The sequence below is a fragment of the Xanthomonas sp. 3058 genome, assembly GCF_014199765.1.
Taxonomy (GTDB): Bacteria; Pseudomonadota; Gammaproteobacteria; order Xanthomonadales; family Xanthomonadaceae; genus Xanthomonas; species Xanthomonas campestris_B.
Genome location: NZ_JACHOF010000014.1, coordinates 57702 through 82765 on the forward strand (window position 1 = coordinate 57702; position 25064 = coordinate 82765).

The 25064-nt window shown below is 66.2% G+C and carries 14 protein-coding genes; 10 read left to right on the top strand and 4 right to left on the bottom strand.

Translation table 11 applies throughout. The features are described from left to right. Positions 1-170 precede the first annotated feature (170 nt). Entirely contained in the window at positions 171-512 is a 342-nt protein-coding gene (locus GGR61_RS15775) for an HPF/RaiA family ribosome-associated protein (protein ID WP_184407897.1), read from the bottom strand. A 287-nt stretch (positions 513-799) separates the two neighbouring features. Here GGR61_RS15775 and GGR61_RS15780 point away from each other — a divergent pair, with 287 nt between their 5' ends. Then, a complete protein-coding gene (locus GGR61_RS15780; RefSeq protein ID WP_260288096.1) occupies positions 800-3223 on the top strand; it encodes a DUF3772 domain-containing protein in 2424 nt (807 codons plus the stop codon). Positions 3224-3899: 676 nt separating this feature from the next. Here the strand turns inward: GGR61_RS15780 and GGR61_RS15785 are convergent. Both GGR61_RS15785 and GGR61_RS15790 read right to left on the bottom strand, forming a co-directional pair. Continuing rightward, complete coding sequence (locus GGR61_RS15785) at positions 3900-6008, bottom strand: phosphoglycerol transferase I (RefSeq protein WP_184622545.1); 2109 nt, start codon at positions 6006-6008, stop codon at positions 3900-3902. 466 nt (positions 6009-6474) lie between these two features. After that, a complete protein-coding gene (locus GGR61_RS15790) occupies positions 6475-8199 on the bottom strand; it encodes an AarF/UbiB family protein (protein WP_184407894.1) in 1725 nt (574 codons plus the stop codon). Between the two features lie 243 nt (positions 8200-8442). Between GGR61_RS15790 and GGR61_RS15795 the strand changes: the two genes are divergently transcribed. After that, complete coding sequence (locus GGR61_RS15795) at positions 8443-9384, top strand: DUF808 domain-containing protein (protein ID WP_184407893.1); 942 nt, start codon at positions 8443-8445, stop codon at positions 9382-9384. A 156-nt stretch (positions 9385-9540) separates the two neighbouring features. Here GGR61_RS15795 and GGR61_RS15800 read toward each other — a convergent pair whose 3' ends face one another. Next, entirely contained in the window at positions 9541-11169 is a 1629-nt protein-coding gene (locus GGR61_RS15800; RefSeq protein WP_184622553.1) for a GGDEF domain-containing protein, read from the bottom strand. Positions 11170-11645: 476 nt separating this feature from the next. Here GGR61_RS15800 and glgA point away from each other — a divergent pair, with 476 nt between their 5' ends. The 8 genes from glgA to GGR61_RS15840 all read left to right on the top strand — a co-directional run bounded on the left by glgA (position 11646) and on the right by GGR61_RS15840 (position 24886). Then, entirely contained in the window at positions 11646-13229 is a 1584-nt protein-coding gene (gene glgA, locus GGR61_RS15805) for a glycogen synthase GlgA (RefSeq protein ID WP_184407891.1), read from the top strand. Next, positions 13226-15457: a 1,4-alpha-glucan branching enzyme gene (locus tag GGR61_RS15810; protein WP_184622555.1), complete on the top strand. Its 2232-nt coding sequence runs from the start codon at positions 13226-13228 to the stop codon at positions 15455-15457. Before glgA ends, GGR61_RS15810 begins: the two co-directional genes overlap by 4 nt. A 2-nt stretch (positions 15458-15459) precedes the next feature. Then, positions 15460-17217 (top strand): malto-oligosyltrehalose trehalohydrolase, encoded by a 1758-nt coding sequence (gene treZ, locus GGR61_RS15815; protein WP_184622557.1) that lies wholly within the window; start codon positions 15460-15462, stop codon positions 17215-17217. Beyond that, positions 17214-19163: a 4-alpha-glucanotransferase gene (gene malQ, locus GGR61_RS15820; RefSeq protein WP_184622558.1), complete on the top strand. Its 1950-nt coding sequence runs from the start codon at positions 17214-17216 to the stop codon at positions 19161-19163. Before treZ ends, malQ begins: the two co-directional genes overlap by 4 nt. Then, positions 19160-21763, top strand: coding sequence for a malto-oligosyltrehalose synthase (treY, locus tag GGR61_RS15825; RefSeq protein WP_184622560.1), 2604 nt, complete (start codon positions 19160-19162; stop codon positions 21761-21763). Before malQ ends, treY begins: the two co-directional genes overlap by 4 nt. A 13-nt stretch (positions 21764-21776) precedes the next feature. After that, positions 21777-21950, top strand: a complete 174-nt coding sequence (locus GGR61_RS15830; RefSeq protein ID WP_184622562.1) for a DUF2934 domain-containing protein — start codon at positions 21777-21779, stop codon at positions 21948-21950. 124 nt (positions 21951-22074) lie between these two features. After that, positions 22075-24237 carry a glycogen debranching protein GlgX gene (gene glgX, locus GGR61_RS15835; RefSeq protein ID WP_184407885.1) on the top strand — a complete coding sequence of 721 codons (2163 nt, stop codon included), beginning with the start codon at positions 22075-22077 and terminating at the stop codon, positions 24235-24237. Between the two features lie 16 nt (positions 24238-24253). Beyond that, complete coding sequence (locus tag GGR61_RS15840) at positions 24254-24886, top strand: NAD(P)H-binding protein (RefSeq protein WP_184622564.1); 633 nt, start codon at positions 24254-24256, stop codon at positions 24884-24886. The last annotated feature ends 178 nt before the right edge of the window (positions 24887-25064 follow it).

Genomic DNA, 25064 nt, shown 5'->3' on the forward strand with positions numbered 1-25064 from the left:
CAGCGGGCCGAAGTCATTTCTGGAGTAGCGCACCGAAGCCATGTAGCAGCGGTGTTTGCCGTTGTCTGGATGTGAACATCGCAGCCGCGCGCTCGGCCTAACGTGCTCGGCCTAAACGGGCAGGGCGCGTGAGCGCGACCCTGCCAGGCGTCCAAATCAGCAAGCGCGGATCAGAGCATGTCCGGCGGCGGTGCAGTCGCCTTGGCGTGCTGCTTGCCGCGCGCATGTTCGATGGCGGTGCGCAGCTTGCGTGCGGCACCGGTGACGGCCGAGGCGGTGGTTTCGGCGCTGTTGGTGGCCGCAATCGGCGGCAGGCCGGCGACGTGGGCTTCGATGCTGCAGGTTCGATCCGCCGCGCCGCCGCGTTGGCCGTTTTCATCGCGCAGATGCACTTCGACGCGGGTGATGTCGTTGGCGAAATGCGCCAGCTGGGCGGTGCAGGTCTTCTCGACATGCTGCACGACGGACGGGTCGTGCGGCACGTGCTTGTCGGTCTGGATCTGAATCTGCATGAAGTATCTCCTTCGCGGTCATCCGCTGCGTCTGCCGTAGCGGTAGCTCGATTCTGCGACAGTCCGGTGTTGCCGCAAGGTGACAAGCTGCCGCATGTTCATGCATTGGTTGGCTGGGCGGTGGCACTCCCCGGATGCTGCGCTTGCGTCCGCATGAATCGCCGCCACGGCGGCGGGCGGCATGGCGGGGGCGGTGGCTTAAGATGCCGGCACCGCGCGGTTCTGCGCCTGTCCGATGCCTGCCTGTGTCCCGATTTCGTTCTGTGTGGTCTGCCCGTTCGAGCGTGTTGTTGCGCGTGCTGCTGTGCTGCGGCCTGTGGCTGGCCTGTGCGGGCGCCGTGCTCGCACAGGACGAGGACAGCTTACTGGAGACCGCACAGACACAGCTGGACAATGCACAAAAGGTGCTGGACCAGGGTGAGGCCGGGCTGGAAAAGGCCGATACCGACCTGCTGCGTGCGTTGAACGACCAGGTGACGCTGGCGCAACGGCAGGCACAGGATCTGGCACGTCAGCTGGATCCGCAGCTTAAGCAACTCAGCGTTCGGCTTGACGGTTTGGGTGTGGAGCAAAAGACAGATCCGGCAGACCTGAAAAATCAGCGCAAGGCGCTGGCGAGCGAAAAAAATAAGCTGGATGCGGAACTCAAGCGCGCCAACTTGCTGGCATCCGAAGCAGGCGAACTGGCCGATCGCCTGGAACAAAAACGCGTGCAGCTCTTCAGTGTGCAGCTGTCCACGCGCGTCGCCTCACCGCTGTCGCCGGCACTGTGGGCGCAGATCGCGCAGCAATGGCCGGATGACCGCACCCGCCTGCGTGGCTTGTACGACGATGCGGTCCAGGCGGTGCGCGCGGGCATGGCTGCCAACGGCGTTGGCGGCCTGGTGACTGGTGTGGCGATCGCGCTGCTGCTGGCCTTCCCGTTGCGCATGTTTCTGCGCCATCTGGGCCGGCGCTATGCCGCGTCGCGCGCGCCGGGCGGGCGGTTGCGACGTTCCGGCTTGGCGCTGTGGTTCCTACTGGTCGGCACGCTCAGTCTGGGCATGGCGGCATGGGTGCTGGCCGAAAGCCTGCGTGCAATAGCCCAGGTGCCGGCCGATCTGGACGAGTTGCTGGGCGCGTTCGTCTTCATCAGCTTCATCGCGGCCTTTGTCGGCTCGCTCAGTGCCAGCTTGCTGATGAAGCACCAACCCACCTGGCGGCTGTTCCCGCTGGACGACGCCACCGTCGATCGGCTGCGCGTACATTGCCTGGCCACTGCCGCAGTGAGCTGGTTCAGCGGCATGGCGATGAAGCTCAACGACGTGGCGCGCACCAGTGCCGCCGCCACGACGGCAACCGATGCGGTGGCCGCGTTGTTGTATGCCGGCCTGATCCTGTCGGCACTGGCCGGCCTGAGTCTGTCGTTGCGCGCGCGCGCCGCCAGCGCCGGGGCTGCCAGCGCCGATAGCAGCGAGCCGCCACCGGTGGTCTCGCGTGGCGGTGGCGTCATCGTGCTGATCCGCCTGCTGGGGCATGTCGCGGTGATCGTGTCGCTGCTGGCGGCATTGTTCGGCTATCTCAATCTGTCGTTGTTCATTGCGCGCCAGATCATCTGGATCACGCTGATCTGCAGCCTGCTCGGTTTGCTGGTGGTGTTTGCCGACGACCTGCTGACCTGGGTGTTCAACCCGGAAGGGCGCTTCAATCGTGCGTTGTCTCATGCCTCGGGCATGGGCAGCGGACGTCTGGTGCAGCTGGGCCTGCTGCTGTCTGCCGTGTCACGTGTCGTGTTGATCCTGCTGGGAGTCGCGGCGCTGATCACGCCGTATGGCGCCAATCTCTCTGCGGTCACCGGCTGGGCCGAGAACGTCTCGCACGGCATCGAAATCGGCAAGGAGCTCACCATCACACCGGCCGCGGTCGTGCGCGCGCTGCTGGTATTCGTCGTGGGCCTGGGGGTGGTGCAGGTGGTGCAGCAATGGCTGCTCAACACCTATCTGCCCAAGACCGAGCTGGATGCCGGTGCGCGTAATTCGATCAGCACGGTGGCGCGTTATCTGGGCTGGCTGATTGTGGCGATCTGGGGCCTGACGGCGCTCGGGCTGGATCTGAGGCGGCTGGCGCTGGTGTTGAGCGCGCTGTCGGTGGGGATCGGGTTTGGTTTGCAGGCGATCACGCAGAACTTCGTGTCCGGCCTGATCCTGCTGGCCGAGCGGCCGGTGAAGATCGGCGATTGGGTGCGTATCGGCGACCAGGAAGGCGATGTGCGCAAGATCAGTGTGCGCGCGACCGAAATCCAGGTGGGCGATCGCTCCACCTTGATCGTGCCGAACTCGGAGTTGATCACCAAGAGCGTGCGCAACATGACGCTGTCCAACCCGCTAGGGCGCGTGCAGTTGCAGTTCTCGGTGCCCTTGGATGCCAACGTGGCCAAGGTGCGCGACATGCTGCTGGGGCTGTTTGCCGAGCACATCAAGGTGCTGGCCGACCCGGCACCGGCAGTGTTCATCGATTCGCTGGCCGGCGGGCACGTCAACTTCAATTCGTTCGCCTATGTGCGCAGCCCGCGCGATTCGTATGGCGTACGTAGCGAACTGTTCTTCGCGCTGCTGCAGGCGATGGAAAACGCAGGGATCGACCTGCAATCGCCGCAGGAAATCCGCTTCAGCCGGGCAGGCGCTGCGGTGGCGCGCGATGCGGGCGATGGCACGCCTGCAGCGCAAGACTGAGCCGGTGCGTGCATGCAATGCGCGGACAAGGCATTGCGGTGATGCCTCAGATCGGCCGCGCTACAGCTGATCTATCCGCACCGTCCAGCTGTTCCAGACAGCCGAGATTTTCGAGTCTTGCCGTTGTCTAGATACAGTCAGGCGCTTAGGTCAAAGCCTGGTTGGTCGAGCGCGCGGTGTCCTCACCGCTTGCGGGACACGCCGTGAACCCGTCCTTGGGGGCTCGTTGGCGGCATCCATGCCGCCAACGGTCCCGCAAGCGGCGAGGACACCGCACCAGAAAATTGGTCGGCTGCTTTCTCGAAAGTCTGTTGCTGTGCTTGCGGTGGGCAGACGAGACGTGTGTAGGGTGCGTATTGAAGCCTGCCTTTTGCTCCGCCTTGCGCCGGGAACTGATCGGATGCAACGGGATCGGAACAACGCACATGCCCTGCTTGTAACCCTGCACACCAACCATCTCGACAGGTCCTTGCCCGCCCACCGTCGCGGGACCTTACGCGGCATGGATGCCGCGTAAGAGCCTCCATGGACGGATTCACGGCGTGTCCCGCGACGGTGGGCGGGCAAGGGCCCGGCAGCAACGCCGCAGATAGCACGCTCCGGCTCCGGCTCCGGCTTTGGCTATGGCTATGGCTCATCCAAATCGCCCGGCCTCGGACCAGGAAGATGGCCAGGCTCAGGAGCGATCTGCGACCTGGGTCTGTTTCACCAGGGCCAGATCGTCCACGCTGACATCTTCGGTGTAATCCAGCCAGGCGCGGATCTCCAGATCCTCCACCGCATGTTCCAGACCGAACGGCATGCGGATGCGGCCGGCCGCATCGGGCACCACCCATTGCTGGGCCAGCACCACCTTGCGCTCGGACGAGACTGCTTCCACCCAGAACGCGCGCGTGGGGCGACGTTTGGCGTAGAGCTCCAGCATGTAGCGGCCGGCCTCGGTCTTACGCGCAGCCTGGGTGAGCATGATCGGCTGGCGTACGCGCGGGCGCGGTCCTTGCTGGCTGGCCGCCAATGGTGCGTCCACGGCGATGCCGCGGGTCAGGTCCGGGTCGCGGTAGAGCTTCATGTTCTGCTGGCGATCGACCACCAGCGCGCACCAGTCACCATCGGCCGAGCCATCTTCAAACGCCGTGCAACGGTCCACGTAGGCCAGCGTACCCTCGGTATGGGTGCGATCGAACTGGCGCGAGGTGTTCTCCAGATACACGGTTTTCAGGTTGGTGTCGTCGTCGTATTCCAGCAGCACCGGCGGGCGCACCTGTTGCACGCCCACCACCACATCGCCGTTGCCGTTGATGCGCAGCAGGCGCGTGCTGCGCCCGGTCCACAGCGTGCGCGCGTAGGCCAGATAACGTGGGTAATCCTTGCCGCTGTCGCGGCTGGCGGCGACGCTGGCGCTGGCGGGTGCGTCGTTGGTCAGCAATGAGCGGCCGAAGCCCAGCGTGCGCATGCCTGGTTCCAGCAACTGCAGCAGTGTGGCGCCGGAATCGAGCGTGCTGCCGGCGCGGGAGACCACTTGCTGCGGGGCGATGTCCTTGCCCAGGAACAGCAGCAGGTTTTCGCGTTTCTGCTTGGCGAGCACGTCGCTGAGATCGTTGGGCATCGCCAGGTGATCGGAGGCGATCACGATGAGGGTGTTCTTGCCATAGCGGCTGTTGCGAATGCGCGTGACCAGTTCGCCGATCAGCCGGTCGCTGCATTTGATCGCATGCAGCAAACCGATGTCGCCCAGTGCGCTGTCGTACTGCTGGCCCTTGCATGCCAGCGGCAGATGACCGGCAGGATGATGGGTGTCCATGGTGAGCGTGGTGAGCATGAACGGTTGGCCGGCGCGCGACAGCGTCTGGAAGCTGTCCCAGGCATCGTCCAGCAGCACGTCGTCGTGCACGCCCCAGGCGGAGAAGTGCTTGGGCGCTACGCCCTTGTCGCGGAAATAGCCGACGTCATGTACCACGTCGAAGCCATGACTGGACAAAAAGCTGCCCTTGCCCGCAAAGCTGGCATCGGCGCCGCCCACATAGTGATTGCGGTAGCCCTGATCCTTGAGGTAGTCGCCCAGGCAGCGCGCTTCGGGCAGGAACCGGCCCATGCGGTCCATGCTGTTTTCATCGCCGGGCGCGGTGGTCAGCGGCACGCCGCACATCGAGGCGACCATGCCGGCGATGGTCCAACCGCTGCCTTCGGTGGAGGTGAGATTGCGCACGTCCACCGCTTCGCTGGCCAATGCGCGCAGGTTCGGCATCAGACCGGGAAAGACATCTTCATCGAAATAGGTGCGTTCCAGGCTCTCGCCATAGATCCACACGATGTTCTTGCGCTTCTGCAAGGGCTGCTGCGGCACCAGGTATTCCGGCACCACGGTGGCGTAATCCACCGGGCGCAACTGGTAGTACAGGCGCTTGCCATCGCGGTACAGCGGGCTCACTGCAACGCTCACCAGCAACATCGTCACGAACGCGGCAAACACCGCAGCACCGCCACGCGGGCGACGGAAACGCCGCACTCTGATTAGCAGCAACGGGCTGAGCGACAGCAGCACCATGCCGATAAACACGGCGATATAGCCGGAAAAATCGCTGACGCCGGCCCCATCCATATCCGCGCGCAGGTGATACAGCGTGGCGGCGTTGATGCCATCGCCGCTGAGCCGATCCACCAGGCCCCAGGCGCTGAGCAATAGCAGCAGCAGCGACAGCAGACCGGCCTTGAGCCATGCCAGACGCGGCGATGCGACCAACAGCCAAAGCAAGAGCAACAACGAGAACAGCAACATCCAATGCATGCGGCAGCGTCCGTGGGGGAATGATGCGAGCGCGTACCGGACGCCTTGCTCGCCATGTCCTGTGCGCCACCTGCAATGTGACACTCGGATGACGGACTATGCCGCGCTGAAGCTGACTGAAATGTTTGTTGCAGCATGTGGATTGCTGCGCCCCGGCAGATTGCGTGACCTCGCGCCCTTGCCATCCTGGTGGTGTTCGCTATGCGGCAATGCACGCGCCGGCGCGTGGGCGCGGCGTCAATCCAGCCACTTGCCGCAGATCAGTGTCGTTGTCTGGATGGAACAGTTCCCGCCACGCGGCAGTCGATGCGACAGGGCTCCCGTCTGCATCGAGCGCCTGACTGCGTAAAACCTGCGATATCCAGGCGGCATTTGGGGATCACGCCACATGGCACGCCTGCACATCGGCGCCTTGTTGCAGCGTTAGTCGCAAGCGACGCGGGTTCTACGCCGGTGCGCAAGTCCGCTAGCGATGCCCGCGCTCTTCGCGCGCCCGTACGCGGCGGTCGAACAGCAACGCGCTGAGCACGATACCCAGGCCCAGCACGACGCCGAGCAGGAACAGCACCATTGCGATCGCCGGATAGCCCCACAGTTTCAGGCCGGTTTCGATGCGCATCATCTGCGCCGAGGCCATGATCAGCGCCGCCGTCACGATGCCGGCCGCCACCCGGTTGGCGATCTTCTGCAGGCTTTCCATCAGATGCGATTCTTCCAGCCCGGTAACGCGCATCTGCAGGCGGTTTTCCGCAGCCAGCGAGAGAATCTCCGACATCCGGCGCGGCCCTTCGCGCACCAGATGCTGCAGCTCCATCGCCTCGCTGGCCAGGTTGGCGGCGGACAGCGATTTCTTCAGGCGCGCGCGCATCACATGCTGCAGATGCCGCTCGACCACCCGGCGCGTATCCAGATGCGGCGACAACGCACGGCACACGCCTTCCAGGTTCAACAAGGTCTTGCCCAGCAGGCTCAACTCCGGCGGCGTGCGCAGACCATTGGCGGTGGCGATGCGCACCAGGTCCAGCACCACGCGTCCTTCGGACGTGGTGTCGTGCGCGGCGTAGCGGGCGATCATCTGCCCGGTTTCGCGCTGATAGCGGTCTTCGTCGTAATCCTCCAGGCGGGTGCTGAGCGCGATGGTCTCTTCGGCGACCTCTTCGCCACGGCCGTCGACGGCGGCGAACAGCAGCTTGAGCAGGCGCTCGCGCAGGCGCGGCGGTACGTGCGCGACCATGCCCAGGTCGAAGATCGCCAGGCGTCCGTCCTGCAGCACGCGCAGATTGCCCGGATGCGGGTCGGCGTGGATCTCGCCATGCACGAACATCTGGTCCAGATAGCCCTTCACCAACTCGGCCGCGAGGGTGTCCATTGGCTGCTCGGTGCGGCGCAGGCCGGAGATCTTGTCCACGCGCACGCCTTCGGCCAGCTGCATGGTCAGCACCTTGCGGCTGCTCAGGTCCCACACCGGCTGCGGAATCCACAACAGCGGAAACGGCTTGAGATGCTTGCCGAAGCGCACCAGCGTTTCGGCTTCGTCCTCATAATTGAGTTCGGCACGCAGGGTCTTGCCGAATTCGCCCAGCCAGTCGGCAAAGCGCACGCGCCGGCCGATGCCGGTCAGGCGGTCGGCGGCGGTGGCAAAGCTCTTGAGCACGTCCAGGTCCGAGCGCACCTGGGCGGCGACTTCGGGCTTTTGCACCTTGATCGCCACCGGGGTGCCGTCGCGCAGGGCGGCACGGTGCACCTGCGCCAGCGAGGCGCAGCCCAGCGGCACCGGGTCGAAAAACGAGAACGCCTTGTTGACCGACACGCCGAGTTCTTCTTCGATGATCTGGCGAATGCGTTCCACCGGCACCGAGCTGGTGTTTTCCTGCATGCGCTCCAGCGCGGTGGCGAATTCCGGCGGCACGATGTCCGGACGCGTGGACAGCATCTGGCCGAGTTTGACGAAGGTGGGGCCGAGCGCTTCCAGGTCGGAGACGAACTGGTCGGGCGTACCTTCGGCCGGCACTTCGTACTCATTGATCGCGGCCGGGTCCAGGTTCATGCCGGCAAACACCCCCGACCCGCGATACCGCAGCAGCAGACGCAGGATCTGCGTGCGGCGGCTCATGCCGCCCACCACGGCGGTGTCTGCCGGGATCGCGGCCTGGGCCGGCGTGCGGTACGGGTCGTTCGGACTCAAGGACATCTCCGGTGCGTCATGCAGGCGCCGAGTGTGGCCAGCGCCGGGTCGTCAGGTAGTGAATCCGGTACGCCCACAGCGTCTGCGCGCAGGCGCTGCCGGGGCCGCTGGCGCGCGGCAGGCAGACAACGTTTTTGCGCTGCCCGCATCGCACGTTCAACTACTGCCAACACCCGGCAACTGCATGCCATCACCCCATGCGGGCGCCGGATCGGCGAGAATCCACCCACCCCCACGAAGGACTCCCGCATGGCCGGTGCCAGCCTGTTCACCCTGCTCGACGACATCGCCACGCTGCTGGACGACGTTTCCATCCTGACCAAGGTCGCGGCCAAGAAGACCGCCGGCGTGCTTGGCGACGATCTGGCGCTCAATGCGCAGCAGGTGACCGGGGTGAGTGCCGACCGCGAATTGCCGGTGGTCTGGGCGGTCGCCAAGGGCTCGCTGGTCAACAAGGTGATCCTGGTGCCGGCGGCGCTGGCGATCAGCGCGTTGGAAGCCTGGCTGCGCGGGCGCGGTTACAACGTGCCGCTGGTGATGCCGCTGATGATGATCGGCGGTGCGTATCTGTGCTTCGAAGGCGTGGAGAAGCTGGCGCACAAATTTCTTCACGACGAAGCGGAAGAGGCGCAGCGGCATGCCGAGCGCACCCGCGCGCTGGCCGACGCGAGCGTGGACGTGGTGGCGCTGGAAAAGGACAAGGTCAAGGGTGCGATCCGCACCGACTTCATCCTGTCGGCGGAGATCATCGTGCTGTCGCTGGGCGTGGTGGCGGGCGTGTCGTTCGGGCAGCAGGTGGCGGTGCTGGTGGCGATCGCGCTGGCGATGACCATCGGCGTTTACGGCCTGGTGGCGGCCATCGTCAAGCTGGACGATCTGGGCCTGTACCTGACCGGCAAGGGCGCGGCGCTGGCTGCGTTCGGTCGCGGCATCCTGGTGGCCGCCCCGTGGCTGATGAAGTTCCTGTCGGTGGCCGGTACGCTGGCGATGTTCCTGGTCGGCGGCGGCATCCTGGTGCACAACATCCCGGCGCTGCATCACATCGTGCAGGATCTGACCAAGTCGGCCGGCGGCATGGGCTGGCTGGTCGATGCGCTGGGCAACATGCTGGTCGGCGTGGTCGCCGGCGCGATCGTGCTGGGCGCAGTGACGCTGTTCCAGAAGCTGCGCGGCAAGCCGGCGGCGCACTGACGCCTCATTGCGGCATGGTGGAAGACCACCCGGCTGCCGCGCTGAGACCGGCGGTGGTCGTTGAGGCCCGCAGGCAATCGAAGAACCTCCGGCGCATCTGCGTGGTGCGCCGCGTACCCAGCCCGACTGATCGGCGCGCCAGTCCGAGGTTTGCCGCTAATCGGCGCTGATCACCCGGTTCTTGCCGGCCGACTTGGCGTCGTACATGGCGCGGTCGGCACGGCGGATGACATCGTCCTGGGCTTCGTCCAGATGGCGCAACGCCACGCCGCCGCTGAAGCTGATGAAGACCCGCACGTCGTCGTGCAGCAAGGAGCGCTGCGCCAGGGCGCGCTGCAGACGGATCACCGCTGCGCTGGCTTCGAAGATGGTGGAGTCCGGCAACAGCAGCACGAATTCCTCGCCGCCGAAGCGGGCGATGGCGTCGGTGGTGCGCAGCACCGCCTTGGCCACTTCCACGGTATGGCGTAGCGCCGCATCGCCGCCGGCATGCCCGTGGGTTTCGTTGAGATGGCGGAAGTCGTCCAGATCCAGCATCGCCACGCACAGCGGCTGGCCGCTGCGCTGGGTGCGTGCGGCTTCGCGTTGAAACAGCTCTTCGAAGCCGCGTCGGTTGAGCGCGCCGGTGAGCTGGTCTTCGCGCACCAGGCCGGCCACGTCCTTGAGTTCCTGTTCGAGCGAGGCGATGCGCTGCTCGGCATCCTCGACCTGGCGACGGGCCGCCAGCAGTTCGTCGCGCGCGGCCAATGCCTGCGCCTGCACGCCGGCGGTGTCCTGCAGCAGCTCCTGCAGCAGGCGATTGAGGTCCGGGATGCCGCGTGCGTCGCCGATGGCCTGCGAGTAGCCGGCCACCCGGTCGTGGTACTCGCCGGTGCTGGTGGCCATGCCGTCGAGGCGGTCGACGAAGGACACCATCATCTCGCGCATGGCGGTCTTGGACTCGGCGATGCCCTGCTTGAGCAGCCCTTGTTTGTAGATGACCTCGCGCAGGGTGCCGCGTGCCTGCTCGATCGAGCTGACGTCCAGCGGCCCGGAGATCAGCTGCCGCACCACCGAGATCTGACCCTGCAACCAGCTGCGGTCGTCGAGCAGTTCGCCGACGTTCTCCAACAACAGGTCGAACAGGCCGAGCAGCAGGTTCTGTTGTTCGCTGGCATCCTCGGCGCGCAGGCCGATCTGGTGACTCAGTTCGCGCAGCCGCTGTTCCAGCGTGATCAGCTCGTGGCCGGGGCGCCAATGGCGCAGCGCCGAGGCCAGGGTCTGGGCCTCTTCGGCCAGTTCCGGGCTGCGTTGCAGCAGCGTGGCCAATGCGTTGCCCAGCGCGTGACGCAGCAGGTCGCGCAGCTGCTCGGCCTCGGTGCGTCCTTCGGCCAGCGAATCGCCGGTATCGACGGTACGGATGTATTTGTCGATCAACTGCCGCAGGACGCGGCCATAGCCGGGCCAGTCGCCGGCCGCATAGGCCGCGCTCAGACGCCCGCCCATGTCGCCGAGTTCGCCATGCAGGCTGGCGATGCCTTCGGCAAAGGCCAGCAGCAGCGCCTCGGGGTGCGCGGCATGCGAGAACAGGCGCATCAACAGGGCGGTGGCGGCAGCCGGATCGTGCGCGCCGGACTTGGTCTTGGCCGGCACCAGGTGGTGGGCAGCCAGACCGTGCCGGCCGCGCTCGCTACCGATCACCGCCGGCATGGCGGCCGCCGGGCGCATGCTGTCCGCACCGCCCCAGGGCAACAGGCGGCGCAGTCCACCACGCGGACGGCTTGGAAGTTCAGGCTGGTCTGCCATGCGCCAGGGTCTCGAAAAGGCGTGATGCAATGGCTCGTTATCGGCGCGCATCCCGGTCGCTTAAGCGGGCAGGAGCATGCAGTGATGTTGGTCGCGCAGGCGCAGGGTCGGACACGCAGCGGGAAGTATGTAGCTGAATCATTTAGATCGGTGACGTCGAGCGCCACTGCAAGCTCCCGCTTTCGGTGCGTTTCAACGCCAATGCACCTGTCTGGGGATGTCATCGCACTGCAATGTGCGATAGCGGCCTGACTGCGTGCGCCATGTCAGGTCGTCGAAGGCGGCTTGTCGCGTAAAAGTAAACACGTGTTCACGCATATTTTATTTGCCCGGGGTGTAGATTCGTCCACATGGACAGCGTGGAGTACGCGCGTCGTCCGCTCCTCGACTCGTGGCAAGTTGTCTGGCTGAATTGGCAGACGATGGTTTTCGCTTCGCTGTTTTCCGTCTCCACCCACTTCACGACGGACGTTTAGATGGTTGCCATGATGCCGCTTCACGCTACCTCCGCACGCTTCGAGCGCAGTACCGTGCTCACTCTTCCGAAGAAGGGCGGGCGGCCGCGTGACGCACGCGGACGCTTCATTCCGCACCACGAGCGATTGCCGGTGGCGTTGGCCGACACCCGGGGTGCGTTGTTCGTGGTGTCGGAGATGGCGGACTTCATCAAGGCCGGCGGTCTGGGCGATGTCGCGGCCGCATTGCCACGCGCGTTGCGTCATCGGTACGACGTGCGGGTGTTGATCCCCGGTTATCGCGCGGTGCTCGAGCGTGCCGGCAAGGTGGAGATCGTGGGCCGGGTGTTGGCGCATGCCGCGTTACCGGCCTGCGACATCGGCCGCATCGTGCAGTCCGACGGCTTGCCGATCTACATCCTGTTGTCCAGGGAACTGTTCGAACGCGACGGCTCGCCATATGTCAGCGCCAGCGGTTCGGAATTCGAAGACAACGCCATCCGCTTCGCGACCTTGTCGCATGCCGCCGCGCAGATTGCCGCGGGCCATGCCGGATTGGGCTGGAAGCCGCGCCTGCTGCACCTCAACGACTGGCCGTGCGCGATGGCGGCGGCGTATGTGCGCTGGTCCGGCGGCACCACGCCTTGCCTGCTGACCATCCACAATCTGGCTTACCAGGGCCTGGTGCCGTATTCGATGGCCGCCGCGTTGGGTATCCCGGCCGAGCGCGTGGCCGAGCTGGAGTTCTATGGGCAGATGTCGTTCCTGCGCGGCGGTATCGTGCATGCCGACCACGTCAATACCGTCAGCATCAGCTATGCCCAGCAGATCACCGGCCCGGCGCAGGGCTGCGGGCTGGATCGGCTGCTGGCCGGTCGCGCCGCCAAGGGCGCGCTGACCGGCATCGTCAATGGCATCGACGCCAGCTGGGACCCGCGCACCGATCACCATCTGGACGCGCATTTCAGCGTGAACCAGTGGCAGGGCCGTCACGCCAACGCGGCGCAGGTGCGCAAGGCGTTCGGCTTGCGCGACAGCAGCGGGCCGCTGTTTGCAGTGGTGTCACGGCTGGTGCATCAGAAGGGCCTGGACCTGATCTGCGAAGTCGCCCCGCAGATCGTGGCCGCTGGCGGCCAGATCGCGGTGATCGGCGGCGGCGAGCCGGAGATCGAACAACAGGTGGCCGAGCTGACCCGGCGTTATCCGGGACAGGTCGGTGCCTTCATCGGCTTTGAGGAGGGCCTGGCGCGGCGCATGTTCGCAGGCGCCGACTTCCTGCTGATGCCCTCGCGCTTCGAACCGTGCGGGTTGAGCCAGATGTACGCGCAGCGCTTCGGCTGCCTGCCGATCGCGCATGCCACCGGTGGTCTGATCGACACCGTGGACGATGGCGTGACCGGCTTCCTGTTCCAGCACGCCAGCGTGGAAGCCCTGCGCCGCTGCCTGGAACGGGCGTTCCGTACCTTCCGCTTGCCCAGCCTGCTGTCGGCGATGCGTCGCGCGGCGATGCTGCGTCCCAGTGGCTGGGACGTGGCCGGCAAGAAGTACATGTCCCTCTACGAACACACCGCCGCGACCGCGCCAGCGCTTGCGACGGTCTCATGAGCGAACGGTTGGGCGTGACGGGGCTGGGCACGGAAGCAGGCGGGGTGACCACGGAGGGCAGGACCGATATGTTGCAGATCTTTCAGGCGCTGGCCGATGGCCTGCCCGCCGATGCCTTTGCCGTCCTCGGCCCGCATCCCAGCACCGATGGGCGTCGCCGCGTTCGCGTGTTGGCACCGGGCGCCGAAGCGATGGGCCTGATCGATCCGCGTGGCAAGTTGCTGGCACGCATGCAGGCCGGCCCGATCGAGGGCGTGTTCGAAGGGGAACTGGCCACCGACGGCCCTTACCGGCTGCGCATCGTCTGGCCGGATGTGGTGCAGGAGATCGAAGACCCCTACGCATTTGCTGCCACGTTGGACGAGACCGCACTGCTGCACATCGCCGCCGGCGATGGCCAGGCGCTGCGCAGTGCGTTGGGCGCGCAGCACCTGCAGTGCGACGGCGTGCCGGGTGTGCGCTTTGCCGTGTGGGCACCGCATGCGCAACGGGTCGCGGTGGTCGGCGACTTCAATGGATGGGATGTGCGCCGGCATCCGCTGCGCCAGCGCACGGGCGGCTTCTGGGAACTGTTCCTGCCGCGCGTGGAAGCCGGCACCCGCTACAAGTACGCCATCACCGCTGCCGATGGCCGGGTATTGCTCAAGGCCGACCCGGTGGCACGCCAAAGCGAATTGCCGCCGGCCACCGCCTCGGTGGTGCCGGGCGCTGCGTCGTTCGACTGGACCGACGCTGCCTGGATGGCTGCACGCGATGCCAGTGCCGCGCCGGCACCGCTGTCGATCTATGAAGTGCACGCCGCTTCCTGGCGACGCGATGGGCATAACCAACCGCTGGACTGGCCGACCCTGGCCGCACAATTGATTCCGTACGTGCAGCAGCTCGGTTTCACCCATATCGAGTTGCTGCCGATCACCGAGCATCCCTTCGGCGGCTCCTGGGGCTACCAACCGCTGGGGCTGTATGCGCCGACTGCCCGCCATGGCAGCCCGGATGGCTTTGCGCAGTTTGTCGATGCCTGCCACCGCGCCGGCATCGGCGTGATCCTGGACTGGGTCAGCGCGCACTTTCCCGACGACGCACACGGGCTGGCGCAGTTCGACGGCGCTGCGGTGTACGAACATGCGGACCCGCGCGAGGGCATGCACCGCGATTGGAATACGCTGATCTACAACTACGGCCGGCCCGAAGTGACCGCCTACCTGCTGGGCAGCGCACTGGAGTGGATCGACCACTACCATCTCGACGGCCTGCGCGTGGATGCAGTGGCCTCGATGCTGTATCGCGACTATGGCCGCGCCGAAGGCGAGTGGGTGCCCAACGCACACGGCGGCCGCGAGAATCTGGAAGCCGTCGCCTTCCTGCGCCAGCTCAACAGCGAGATCGCCGCGCGCTTTCCGGGCGTGCTCACAATCGCTGAAGAATCCACCGCGTGGCCGGGCGTGACCGCGCCGATCAGCGAGGGTGGCCTGGGCTTCACGCACAAATGGAACATGGGCTGGATGCACGACACGCTGCACTACATGCAGCGCGATCCGGCCGAGCGCGCGCAGCACCACAGCCAGCTCACCTTCGGCCTGGTGTACGCGTTCTCCGAGCGTTTCGTGTTGCCGATCTCGCATGACGAAGTGGTACACGGCACCGGTGGCCTGCTCGGGCAGATGCCCGGCGACGACTGGCGCCGCTTTGCCAACCTGCGCGCCTATCTGGCGCTGATGTGGGCGCATCCGGGCGACAAACTGCTGTTCATGGGCGCCGAATTCGGCCAATGGGCCGACTGGAACCACGATCAGTCGTTGGACTGGCATCTGCTCGCTGGCGCGCCGCATCGCGGCGTGCAGCAACTGGTGGGCGATCTCAACGCGACATTGCGTCGCGTGCCGGCGCTGTTTCGCGGCACGCACCGCGCCGACGGTTTCGACTGGAGCGTGGCCGACGATGCACGCAACAGCGTGCTGGCCTTCATTCGCCACGATCCCGATGGCGGCCCACCCCTGCTGGCGGTGAGCAACCTCACCCCGCAGCCGCTTCACGCGTATCGCGTCGGTGTGCCGCGTGCCGGCGGCTGGCGCGAAATCCTCAACACCGACAGTGCCCATTACGGTGGCAGCAATCTCGGCAATGCCGGCCGCTTACCGACTGCGCCGACCGGCATGCACGGGCATGCGCAAAGTCTGCGCCTGACGCTACCGCCGCTGGCCACGATCTACCTGCAAGCGGAGAAATAACAATGAACGAGCGCAACGTAACCACACCGGCCTGGGGTGCATGGCCGGCGGGTGAGGGACAGGTGCGCTTTGCGCTCTGGGCACCGGATGCCGATCGCGTGGACGTGGTCTTCGACGACGCGACGCGGGTTGCGCTGCAGCCAGCGCAGGAGGGATTCTTCAGTGCGCTGATCGATTGCGCAGCGGATGCGCGCTATCGCTACAGCATCGACGGCGGCGAGCCGGTGCCGGACCCGGCCTCGCGCTGGCAGCCCGAGGGCGTGCACGGCCCCAGCGCCGTGCAGCCTACCGACGGTTACGCCTGGAAGAACGCGCAGTGGCAGGGACGGCCGTGGGACGAGGCGGTGATCTACGAATTGCATGTCGGCACCTGCGGCGGCTATGCCGGCGTGCAGGCGCAGTTGCCGCAGCTGGCGGCGATGGGCATCACCGCGATCGAACTGATGCCGTTGAGCGCGTTTCCGGGTGCGCATAACTGGGGCTACGACGGCGTGCTGCCGTACGCACCGGTGGAAGCCTATGGCACCCCGGACGAACTGAAGGCACTGATCGACGCCGCGCACGGGCATGGCCTGATGGTGCTGCTGGACGTGGTCTACAACCACTTCGGCCCGGACGGCAATTACCTGGGCAGCTATGCAGCCCCGTTCTTCAACGAAGACAAGCCCACGCCTTGGGGGGCAGCGATCGACTTCCGCAAGCCGCCGGTGCAGCGCTACTTTCTCGATAACGCATTGATGTGGGTGCACGAATACCGCTTCGACGGCCTGCGTCTGGACGCGGTGCATGCGATCACCCCGAACGCCTTCCTGGATACCTTGCGCGAGACCGTGCAAACCAGTCTGCCGGCCGGTCGTCAGGTGCATCTGGTGCTGGAAAACGAATTCAACCAGGCCTCGCAGCTGCAACGTGGTTATACCGCGCAATGGGACGACGACTTCCACAACGCGCTGCATGTCGTGCTGACCGGCGAGGAAGAAGGCTATTACGCCGCCTTTGCCGATCAACCCACACAGCATCTGGCGCGCGTGCTCGGCGAAGGCTTTGCCTATCAAGGCCAGCCGGACCCGCGTGGGCATGTGCGCGGTGAGCCGAGCGGCGACCTGCCGCCGCACAAGTTCGTGATCTTTGCGCAAAACCACGATCAGATCGGCAACCGCGCGCGCGGCGAACGCCTGACGGTCTTGGTGTCGCAACAACGCCTGCGTGCTGCACTGGCATTGACTGCGCTGACACCGATGATTCCGCTGTTTTTCATGGGCGAGCCGTGGGGCGCAACGCAGCCGTTCCTGTTTTTCACCGACTTCGGCCCGCCGCTGGACGATGCGGTGCGCGAAGGGCGTCGCCGCGAATTCGCGCACTTTGCCGCATTCGCCGACGAGGCCCAGCGCGCCACCATCCCCGACCCGAACAGCCACGCCACCTTCGCTGCATCGCGTTCGCCGATCGAAGATGCAGCGCATGGCGAAGGCGCGCAGTGGGCCGCATGGTTCACCGCGCTGCTGGGCGTGCGTCGCCAATGCCTGGTGCCGGGGCTGGCACAGGCGCGCGCCGCAGGCGCCAGCGTGCTGGCCGACGGTGCAGTGACCGCCAGTTGGGAATTGCCGAGCGGGCAGTGGCATATCGCCTTCAACCTGGGCACCGCTGCGGTGCCGATGCCGCCGCTGCGTGGCCGCGTGGCGCATGCCGAAAACGTCGCCGCCGATGCAACGCAGTTGCCGGTCGATGGTTTCATCGCCTGGCATGAGGCGCGCGCATGAGCACGCGCGACCTGGACAGGGAGGGCTTGCACGCCCTGGCCGCTGCGGCCGGCGTGATGGTCGATTGGGTGGACGCCAGCGACCAGCCGCGTCAGGTGTCCGAGCAATCGCTGCATGCGGTGCTCACCGCGCTGGAGCTACCCGCCGCTACCGCCGCACAACGCGAAGACAGCCTGCGTCGTTGCAAGGCGCACGCCGCCGAACCGGCGCCGCTGCTTACCGTGCAAGTGGGCCAATGCCTGTCGCTGCGCGTGGCCGCCAATGCCAGCGGACGCTGGACCGACGACAGTGGCGCCAGCGAAGAGGCGCGTGCGGATGCGCAAGGGCAGCTGCGCGCGCCGCAGCGCTTTGGCTACTGGACGCTGCAGATCGGCACCGTGACCCAGCAGGTTGCAGTGGCGCCGCAGCGCTGCTTCAGCGTGGCCGATGCCTGCGGCCTGCCGGCGCCGCGCGCCTGGGGCATGGCGCTGCAGGTGTATTCGGCGCGCAGTGTCGATGATGCCGGCATCGGCGACGCCGCCGGGACCGTCGAGTGGGTCCGACACGCGGCGCTGGCCGGCGCCGATGCCCTGGCATTGAGTCCGGTGCATGCCTCACGTCCGATCACCAGCGGTTACAGCCCGTACTCGCCCAGCGACCGACGTTTCCTGGACCCGCTACATGCCGCACCGGTGCGCATCCTGGGCGAACTGGCGCTGGACGCGATTGCCGAGGTGCCCGGCCTGCGCGAACGCTTCGAGACGCTGCACACCAATGCCTTGATCGACTGGCCGGCCTCCGCGCAGGCCAAGTGGCACTTGTTGCGTCACCTGTACACGCGGGTGGCGCCCGATCACGCCGATCTGCTCGCGTTTCGCAGCGAGGGCGGCGATGCGCTGGAGGGCTTTGCCCGGTTTGCCGCGCAGGACTTCGGCGATGGCGATCCGCAGTTGCATGTGTTCACGCAATGGCTGGCGGCGCGCAGCTGGTCCGATGCACAGCGCGAGGCGCACGAGCGCGGCATGAAGATCGGTTTGATTGCCGATCTGGCCGTCGGCTTCGATCCGAATGGCGCCGAAGCCGCTGCTGCCGCAGATACCGTGCTGCATGGGCTGGTACTGGGCGCGCCGCCGGATGCCTTCAATGCCGATGGCCAGCATTGGGGCATCGGTGCGTATGCGCCCACCGCATTGCGACGTAGCGGCTATGCACCGTATATCGCGTTGCTACGCGCGGTGCTGCGCGATCGCGGCGGCATCCGCATCGACCATATCCTGGGGTTGTTGCGGCTGTGGGTGGTGCCCGAAGGCGCCAGCTCCAACGAAGGCGCGTATCTGTCCTATCCGCTGCACGACCTGCTCAATCTGCTCGCGCTGGAATCGTGGCGGCATCGCGCGATCGTGATCGGCGAAGACCTGGGCGTGGTGCCGCCGGGCATCCGCGAAGAACTGTCGCGGCGCGGAGTGATGGGCATCGATGTGTTGATGTTCACCCGCGACGAAAACGGTGCGTTCGTGTCACCGGCGTTGTGGCGGCCCGATGCGGTGGCCACCACCACCACGCACGATCTGCCGACGCTGACCGGCTGGCGCGAAGGCCGCGATATCGCGTGGCGACGCAAGCTGGAACTGATCCAGCCGGCGCAAGCCGTCGCCGATACCGAAGCGCGCACCGAGGATCTGGCGCGGCTGGATGCGGCGGTCGAACACGCCGGCCTGACCGCTGCGCACGACCCGCTGCTGGGCGCGCTGCGCTTCACCGCCAGCAGCGTGTCGCCACTGGCCTTGCTACCGGTGGAAGACGCACTGGCACTGGAAGAACAACCCAATCTGCCGGGCACCGTCGAGGTCCATCCCAATTGGCGTCGACGCCTGCCCGACCCCTTGCCGCATGCGCGCCTGAGTACGGCGCTGCAGGGCGTTGCCGAGGCGCGTCGCGTCGCGGCCGTTTCGGAACCGCAACCATGATCGACCTTCGCGCCACCGCCCGCCTGCAGCTGCATGCTGGCTTCACCCTGCACGATGCGCGTGCCCAGGTGCCGTATTACGCGGGCCTTGGCATCAGCCATCTGTACCTGTCGCCGATCGGCACGGCGGTGCCCGGCTCCACGCACGGCTACGACAATATCGACCCGTCCGTGGTCAATCCCGAACTCGGTGGCGAAGCCGCGCTGATCGCGTTGTCGCAGGCTGCGCGCGAACACGGCATGGGCTTGATTGCCGATATCGTGCCCAACCACATGGCCACGCATGCCAATAACGCGTGGTGGTGGGATGTGCTGCGCAACGGCCGCAGCGCCAAGCATGCCGACTGGTTCGATATCGATTGGCGCGCGCCGGGGCGCGACGGCAAGTTGTGGCTGGCGGTGCTGGATCGCCCGTATGCCGCCGCGTTGGCCGAAGGCCTGATCACCCTGGTGGTCGAGGACGACGGCAGCGCGGCGCTGGCGCATTACGACCAGCGTTACCCGATTCGTCCGCAGACGCTGGAGGTGCCGGAAAAAGCGGCGCGTGCGCAGTGGTTGCGCGACTACAACGACGGCGCCAAGCGCGGCGATGGCCGCCTGCACAAGCTGATCGAACGGCAACCGTATCGCTTGAACTGGTGGCGGGTGGGCAACGACATGCTCAACTACCGTCGCTTCTTCGATATCACCTCGCTGGTGGCGTTGCGGGTGGAACTGCCGGCGGTGTTCGACGCGGTGCATGCCTTGCCGCTGCGGCTGGTCGCCGAAGGGCATCTGGATGGGCTGCGCATCGACCATGTGGACGGGCTCACCGACCCCACCGGCTATGTGCGCAAGCTGCGCAGCCGGCTGGATGCGGCCGGCCGCACGCGTGGGCTCAAGCCCGGCACGCTGGGTCTGTATCTGGAAAAGATCCTCGCGCCCGGCGAAGCCCTGCCGGCCGACTGGCCGTGCGATGGCACCACCGGTTACGACTTCATGGACCAGGTTGGCGGCGTGTTGCATGACCCGGCCGGCTTCAAACCGCTGGCGCGCGCCTGGCAGAAGGTGAGTGGACGCAGCGGCGATTTCGCGCAGGAAGAACGCGCCGCGCGCGATGAGATGTTGCGTGGCCCGCTGCAGACCGAATTCAATCGCGCCGTCGGTGCGTTGTCGGCATTGGCGCGACTGGATCCGCCAACGCGCGAGTTCAGCCCGCAGATGCTGGCGCGCGGGCTGTGCGTGTTACTGCGCTGGTTCCCGGTGTATCGCACCTATGCCGGTGCCAAGGGCGTGACCGGCAGCGATGCCGAGCGCCTGCGCGCCACCGCTGCACGTGCCCGCGAGGGCATGCCGGAGGCGATCGTGGCAGCAGTGGATGCGATCGAACGCTGGTTGCTCGACGATGCCGGCGCCGACCGCGCGCAGATTGCCTTGCGCCGCATCCTGCGCCGTCGCGTGGAGCAATTGTCTGCACCGCTCAACGCCAAGGCGGTGGAAGACACCGCGTTCTATCGGCATGGCGTGCTGTTGTCGCGCAACGAGGTCGGCAGCCACCCCACCCACTTCGCCAACGACGCGGCCGCGTTCCATGCGCAGAATCAGCAGCGCGCCAAGCACTTCCCGCGCGCGCTGCTGGCCACCGCCACGCACGACCACAAGCGTGGCGAAGACCTGCGCATGCGGCTGGCGGTGCTGTCCGAGCAACCGCGCTGGTGGATCGAGCAGAGCGCCCAGTTCGATGCCCTGACCGAAACGCTTGACGCACCGGCCCTGGCCGGCGGCGATCAACAGATGCTTTGGCAGACCCTGGTCGCCGCCTGGCCGATCGGCCTGGGCGCCGACCAGGCCGAGCCGCTGGCCGACTACGCCGAGCGCATTGCGCAATGGCTGCTCAAGGCGGTGCGCGAGGCCAAGTTGCACACCAGCTGGACCGACGGCGCGCCCGCTTACGAACAGGCCGTGCAAGCCACGGTGGAGCAGGTGCTGTGCAGCCGCGCCGGGCTGCCGTTGCGGCGCGCGCTGCTGCGCGCCAGCAACCATATCGCCGCCGCCGGCGCGCGCAATGCGCTGGTGCAAACCACCCTGCGCCTGACCGTGCCTGGCGTGCCCGATCTGTATCAAGGCACCGAAGGCTGGGATCTGTCACTGGTGGATCCGGACAACCGCCGCCCGGTTGACTACGCGCAGCGCCAGCAGTGGCTAGACCAGGCGCGCGACTGGAACACCCTGCTGCGCAGCTGGCGCGATGGTGCGGTCAAGGTGCGTCTCACCGCGATCCTGTTGCAGCTGCGTGCCGACCATCCGGCATTGTTTGCGCATGGCGACTATCAGCCGCTCACCGTCGCGGCCAGCGGCGATGCGCAGGTGCTGGCGTTCCGCCGTCAGCATCGCGGTCAGTCGCTGGTGGTGGCCGTCACGCGACTGGCCGCCGGCGACCAGACCGACGGCGATCTGCCGTTGCTGGTGCCGCCGGCACGCTGGGGTCAGGCGGCGTTGGCATTGCCACCTGGCACATACCGTAATGTGCTCGACGGCAGCACGCTGCAGCCGCAGCGCGGCCGCGTGGCGGTAGCCACGTTGTTTGCACGTGCGCCAGTGGCAGTGTTGTTGACCCCTTAAGAGAACGTACGCAATGAACGACACGGAACGGCAAGCGCGGCTTCGCCAATTGGCACGGGAAATCTGGGAAGCGGAGGGCCGCCCGGACGGCCACGCAGATCGGCATTGGGCCATGGCCGAGCGCCTGGTGGACGCCGAGGAGCGCGCCGCCGAACAGGCCAGCCCACCGGTCACTGCACGCCAGTAACGGTGTCTCTGTCATGGTGCATGGTTCACTCTGCGCGCTGCGCCATGCATGGGTGACCGTGCATCGGCACGCAGGCACCCGCAATCGCGCACCGTTCTAAGTTCACCGTTCTCAGGAGTTACCGATGGCCACCCGCAAGTTCACTCAGCGCTCGCGCATTCGCGAAGGCCGTCCCAACCCGCTCGGCGCCACCTGGGATGGTCTGGGTGTCAATTTCGCGCTGTACTCGCGCAACGCCACCCGCGTGGAGCTGTGCCTGTTCGACGAGCGTGGCCGCGAGCAGGAGCGCCTGGCGTTACCCGAATACACCGACGAGGTCTGGCACGGCTATCTGCCCGACGCACGTCCCGGCCAGCTGTATGGCTATCGTGTGCACGGGCCTTACGCGCCCGATGCCGGTCATCGCTTCAACCACAATAAGCTGCTGTTGGACCCGTATGCCAAGCAGATCGTCGGCGAGCTCAAATGGGCGCCGCATCTGTTCGGCTACACCATCGGCCATCGCGACAAGGACCTGAGCTTCGACCGCCGCGACAGTGCCGCGTTCATGCCCAAATCCGCGGTGATCGACCCGGCGTTCACCTGGGGCCAGGATCGCCCGCCGCAGACCCCGTGGAACCGCACGGTGATCTACGAAGCGCACGTGCGCGGGCTGAGCATGCTGCACCCGTCGGTGCCGCAGGAAGATCGCGGTACGTTCTCGGCGCTGAAGACCGACGAATTGATCGACCATATCAGCTCGCTCGGCGTCACTGCGGTGGAGCTGCTGCCGGTGCATGCCTTCGTCGACGATCAATACCTGCTGGAAAAAGGCCTGCGCAACTACTGGGGCTACAACACACTGGGGTTCTTCGCACCGCAGGCGCGTTACATGTCCACGCGCACCGTGTCCGAGTTCAAGCAGATGGTGGCGCGGCTGCATCACGCCGGGCTGGAAGTGCTGCTGGACGTGGTCTACAACCACACCGCCGAAGGCAATGAGCTGGGGCCGACGCTCTCGTTCAAGGGCATCGACAACGCCAGCTATTACCGCCTGGCCGACGATCGCCGCTTCTACATCAACGACACCGGTACCGGGAACACCTTCGATCTGACCAATGTCGGCGCGCTGCGCATGGTGATGGATTCGCTGCGTTACTGGGTGCAGGAAATGCATGTCGATGGATTCCGTTTCGATCTGGCCACCATCCTCGGACGCGAGCGTTACGGCTTCGATCCGTCGGGCAGCTTCCTCGATGCAGTCCGCCAGGATCCGGTGCTGAGCCAGACCAAGCTGATCTCCGAGCCGTGGGACATCGGACCGGGCGGTTACCAGGTCGGCAATTTCCCGCCGGGCTGGGTGGAATGGAACGACAAGTTCCGCGACAACGTGCGTGCGTTCTGGCGCGGCGATGGCGGGCAACTGGCCGAACTGGCCACGCGCCTGACCGGCTCGGCCGATCTGTTCAATCACAGTGGCCGTCGCCCGACCGCATCGGTCAATTTCGTCACCGCGCACGATGGCTTCACCCTGCGCGATCTGGTCAGTTACGAAGGCAAGCACAATCTTGCCAACGGCGAGGATGGTCGGGACGGCAGCGACCACAATATCTCGGCCAATTACGGCGTTGAAGGCGACACCAACGACCCGGCGATCAAGCAATTGCGGCGTCAGCAGATGCGCAATCTGCTGGCGACGTTGTTGCTGTCGCAAGGCACGCCGATGCTGCTGGCCGGCGATGAATTCGGCCATAGCCAGAACGGCAACAACAACGCGTATTGCCAGGACAACGAACTGACCTGGATCGACTGGACTGCCGCCACCAAGGCCGCCGCCGCCGATCAGGCCGCCTTCGTGCGTCGCTTGATCCGCATCCGCCAGCGTTATCCGTTGCTGCACCGCGCGCGCTTCTTCGACGGTAAATTCGACGAAGCGCTGGGCTTGAAGGATCTCACCTGGCTGGCACCGGACGGCCACGAAATGGACGAAGCCAGCTGGCACGACCCGGAAGCGCGCGCGCTGATGCTGCGCCTGGATGGCCGCTCGCCGACCACCGGTCTGCGCGAGATCGCCGCCAACGTGACCTTGCTGATGCTGATCAATGCCGCCCCCACCAGCGTGGCGTTCACGCTGCCGGCGATGCACGACGAACATTGGCGTGTGCTGGTCGACACCGCGCGCCATGGCGGCCGCGTGGTGGCCGGCGGCAGCGAGTGGAAGGCGCCGGCGCATTCGCTGACCTTGCTGGCAGTGGAGCGCGATCGCATCGCCAGCAGTGCGCGCATCGTCTCCGAGGGTGCGCGCTGATGCTGGGGGCGATCTGATGGATGTGTTGTTGGCAGGAGCGACCGGTCTGGTCGGAAAGCACGTCTTGCAACAACTACTGGCCGATGTGCGCTGCACCGGCGTGGTGGCGGTGACACGGCGTGCGTTGACGCAGATCCATCCCAAGTTGCGCAACCAGGTGATCGATTTCGATCGCCTGGACAACTGGACCGCTCCGCGCATGGAAGCGGCCATCTGTGCCCTGGGCAGCACGATGAAACAAGCCGGCTCGCGCGAGGCGTTCTATCGCATCGATCACGACTACCCCATGGCACTGGCACGCGCGGCTTGCGCGCAGGGCACCTCGGTGTTCGTACTGAATTCGGCGGCCGGTGCCGATGCGCAGTCGCGCATCTTCTACAACCGCGTCAAGGGCGAGCTGGAACGCGATCTTCGCGCGGTTGGCTTTCCCTCGCTCACCTTCGTACGCCCCGGTCTGATCGGTGGCGAACGCGAAGAACGCCGCACCGGCGAGCATGTCGGCAGCCTGGTGCTGGGCGCACTCGGCCCGATCCTGCCGCGTCGCTTCCGTGTCAACCCGGCAGAGCGTATTGCTGCCGCGCTGGTGAGCGCCGCGCTGGCGCCGGCGCGTGGCGAGCATCACGTTGAAGCGGCAGAATTGGCTGGCTAGCAATGCGTCGTTGCATGCGGGTCAGGCATGCCGACGGATGAGCGCCTGTCGTCCCGTGCGGTGGCGGCACCGATCTTTGCATGCGTGCCGATGTACTGTTCTTACCTGGTCATGCTGGCGCGCGATGACACAGTGCCGGGGCAGAGGCATCCGATGCCAGCACGGTCCTATCGCAGCG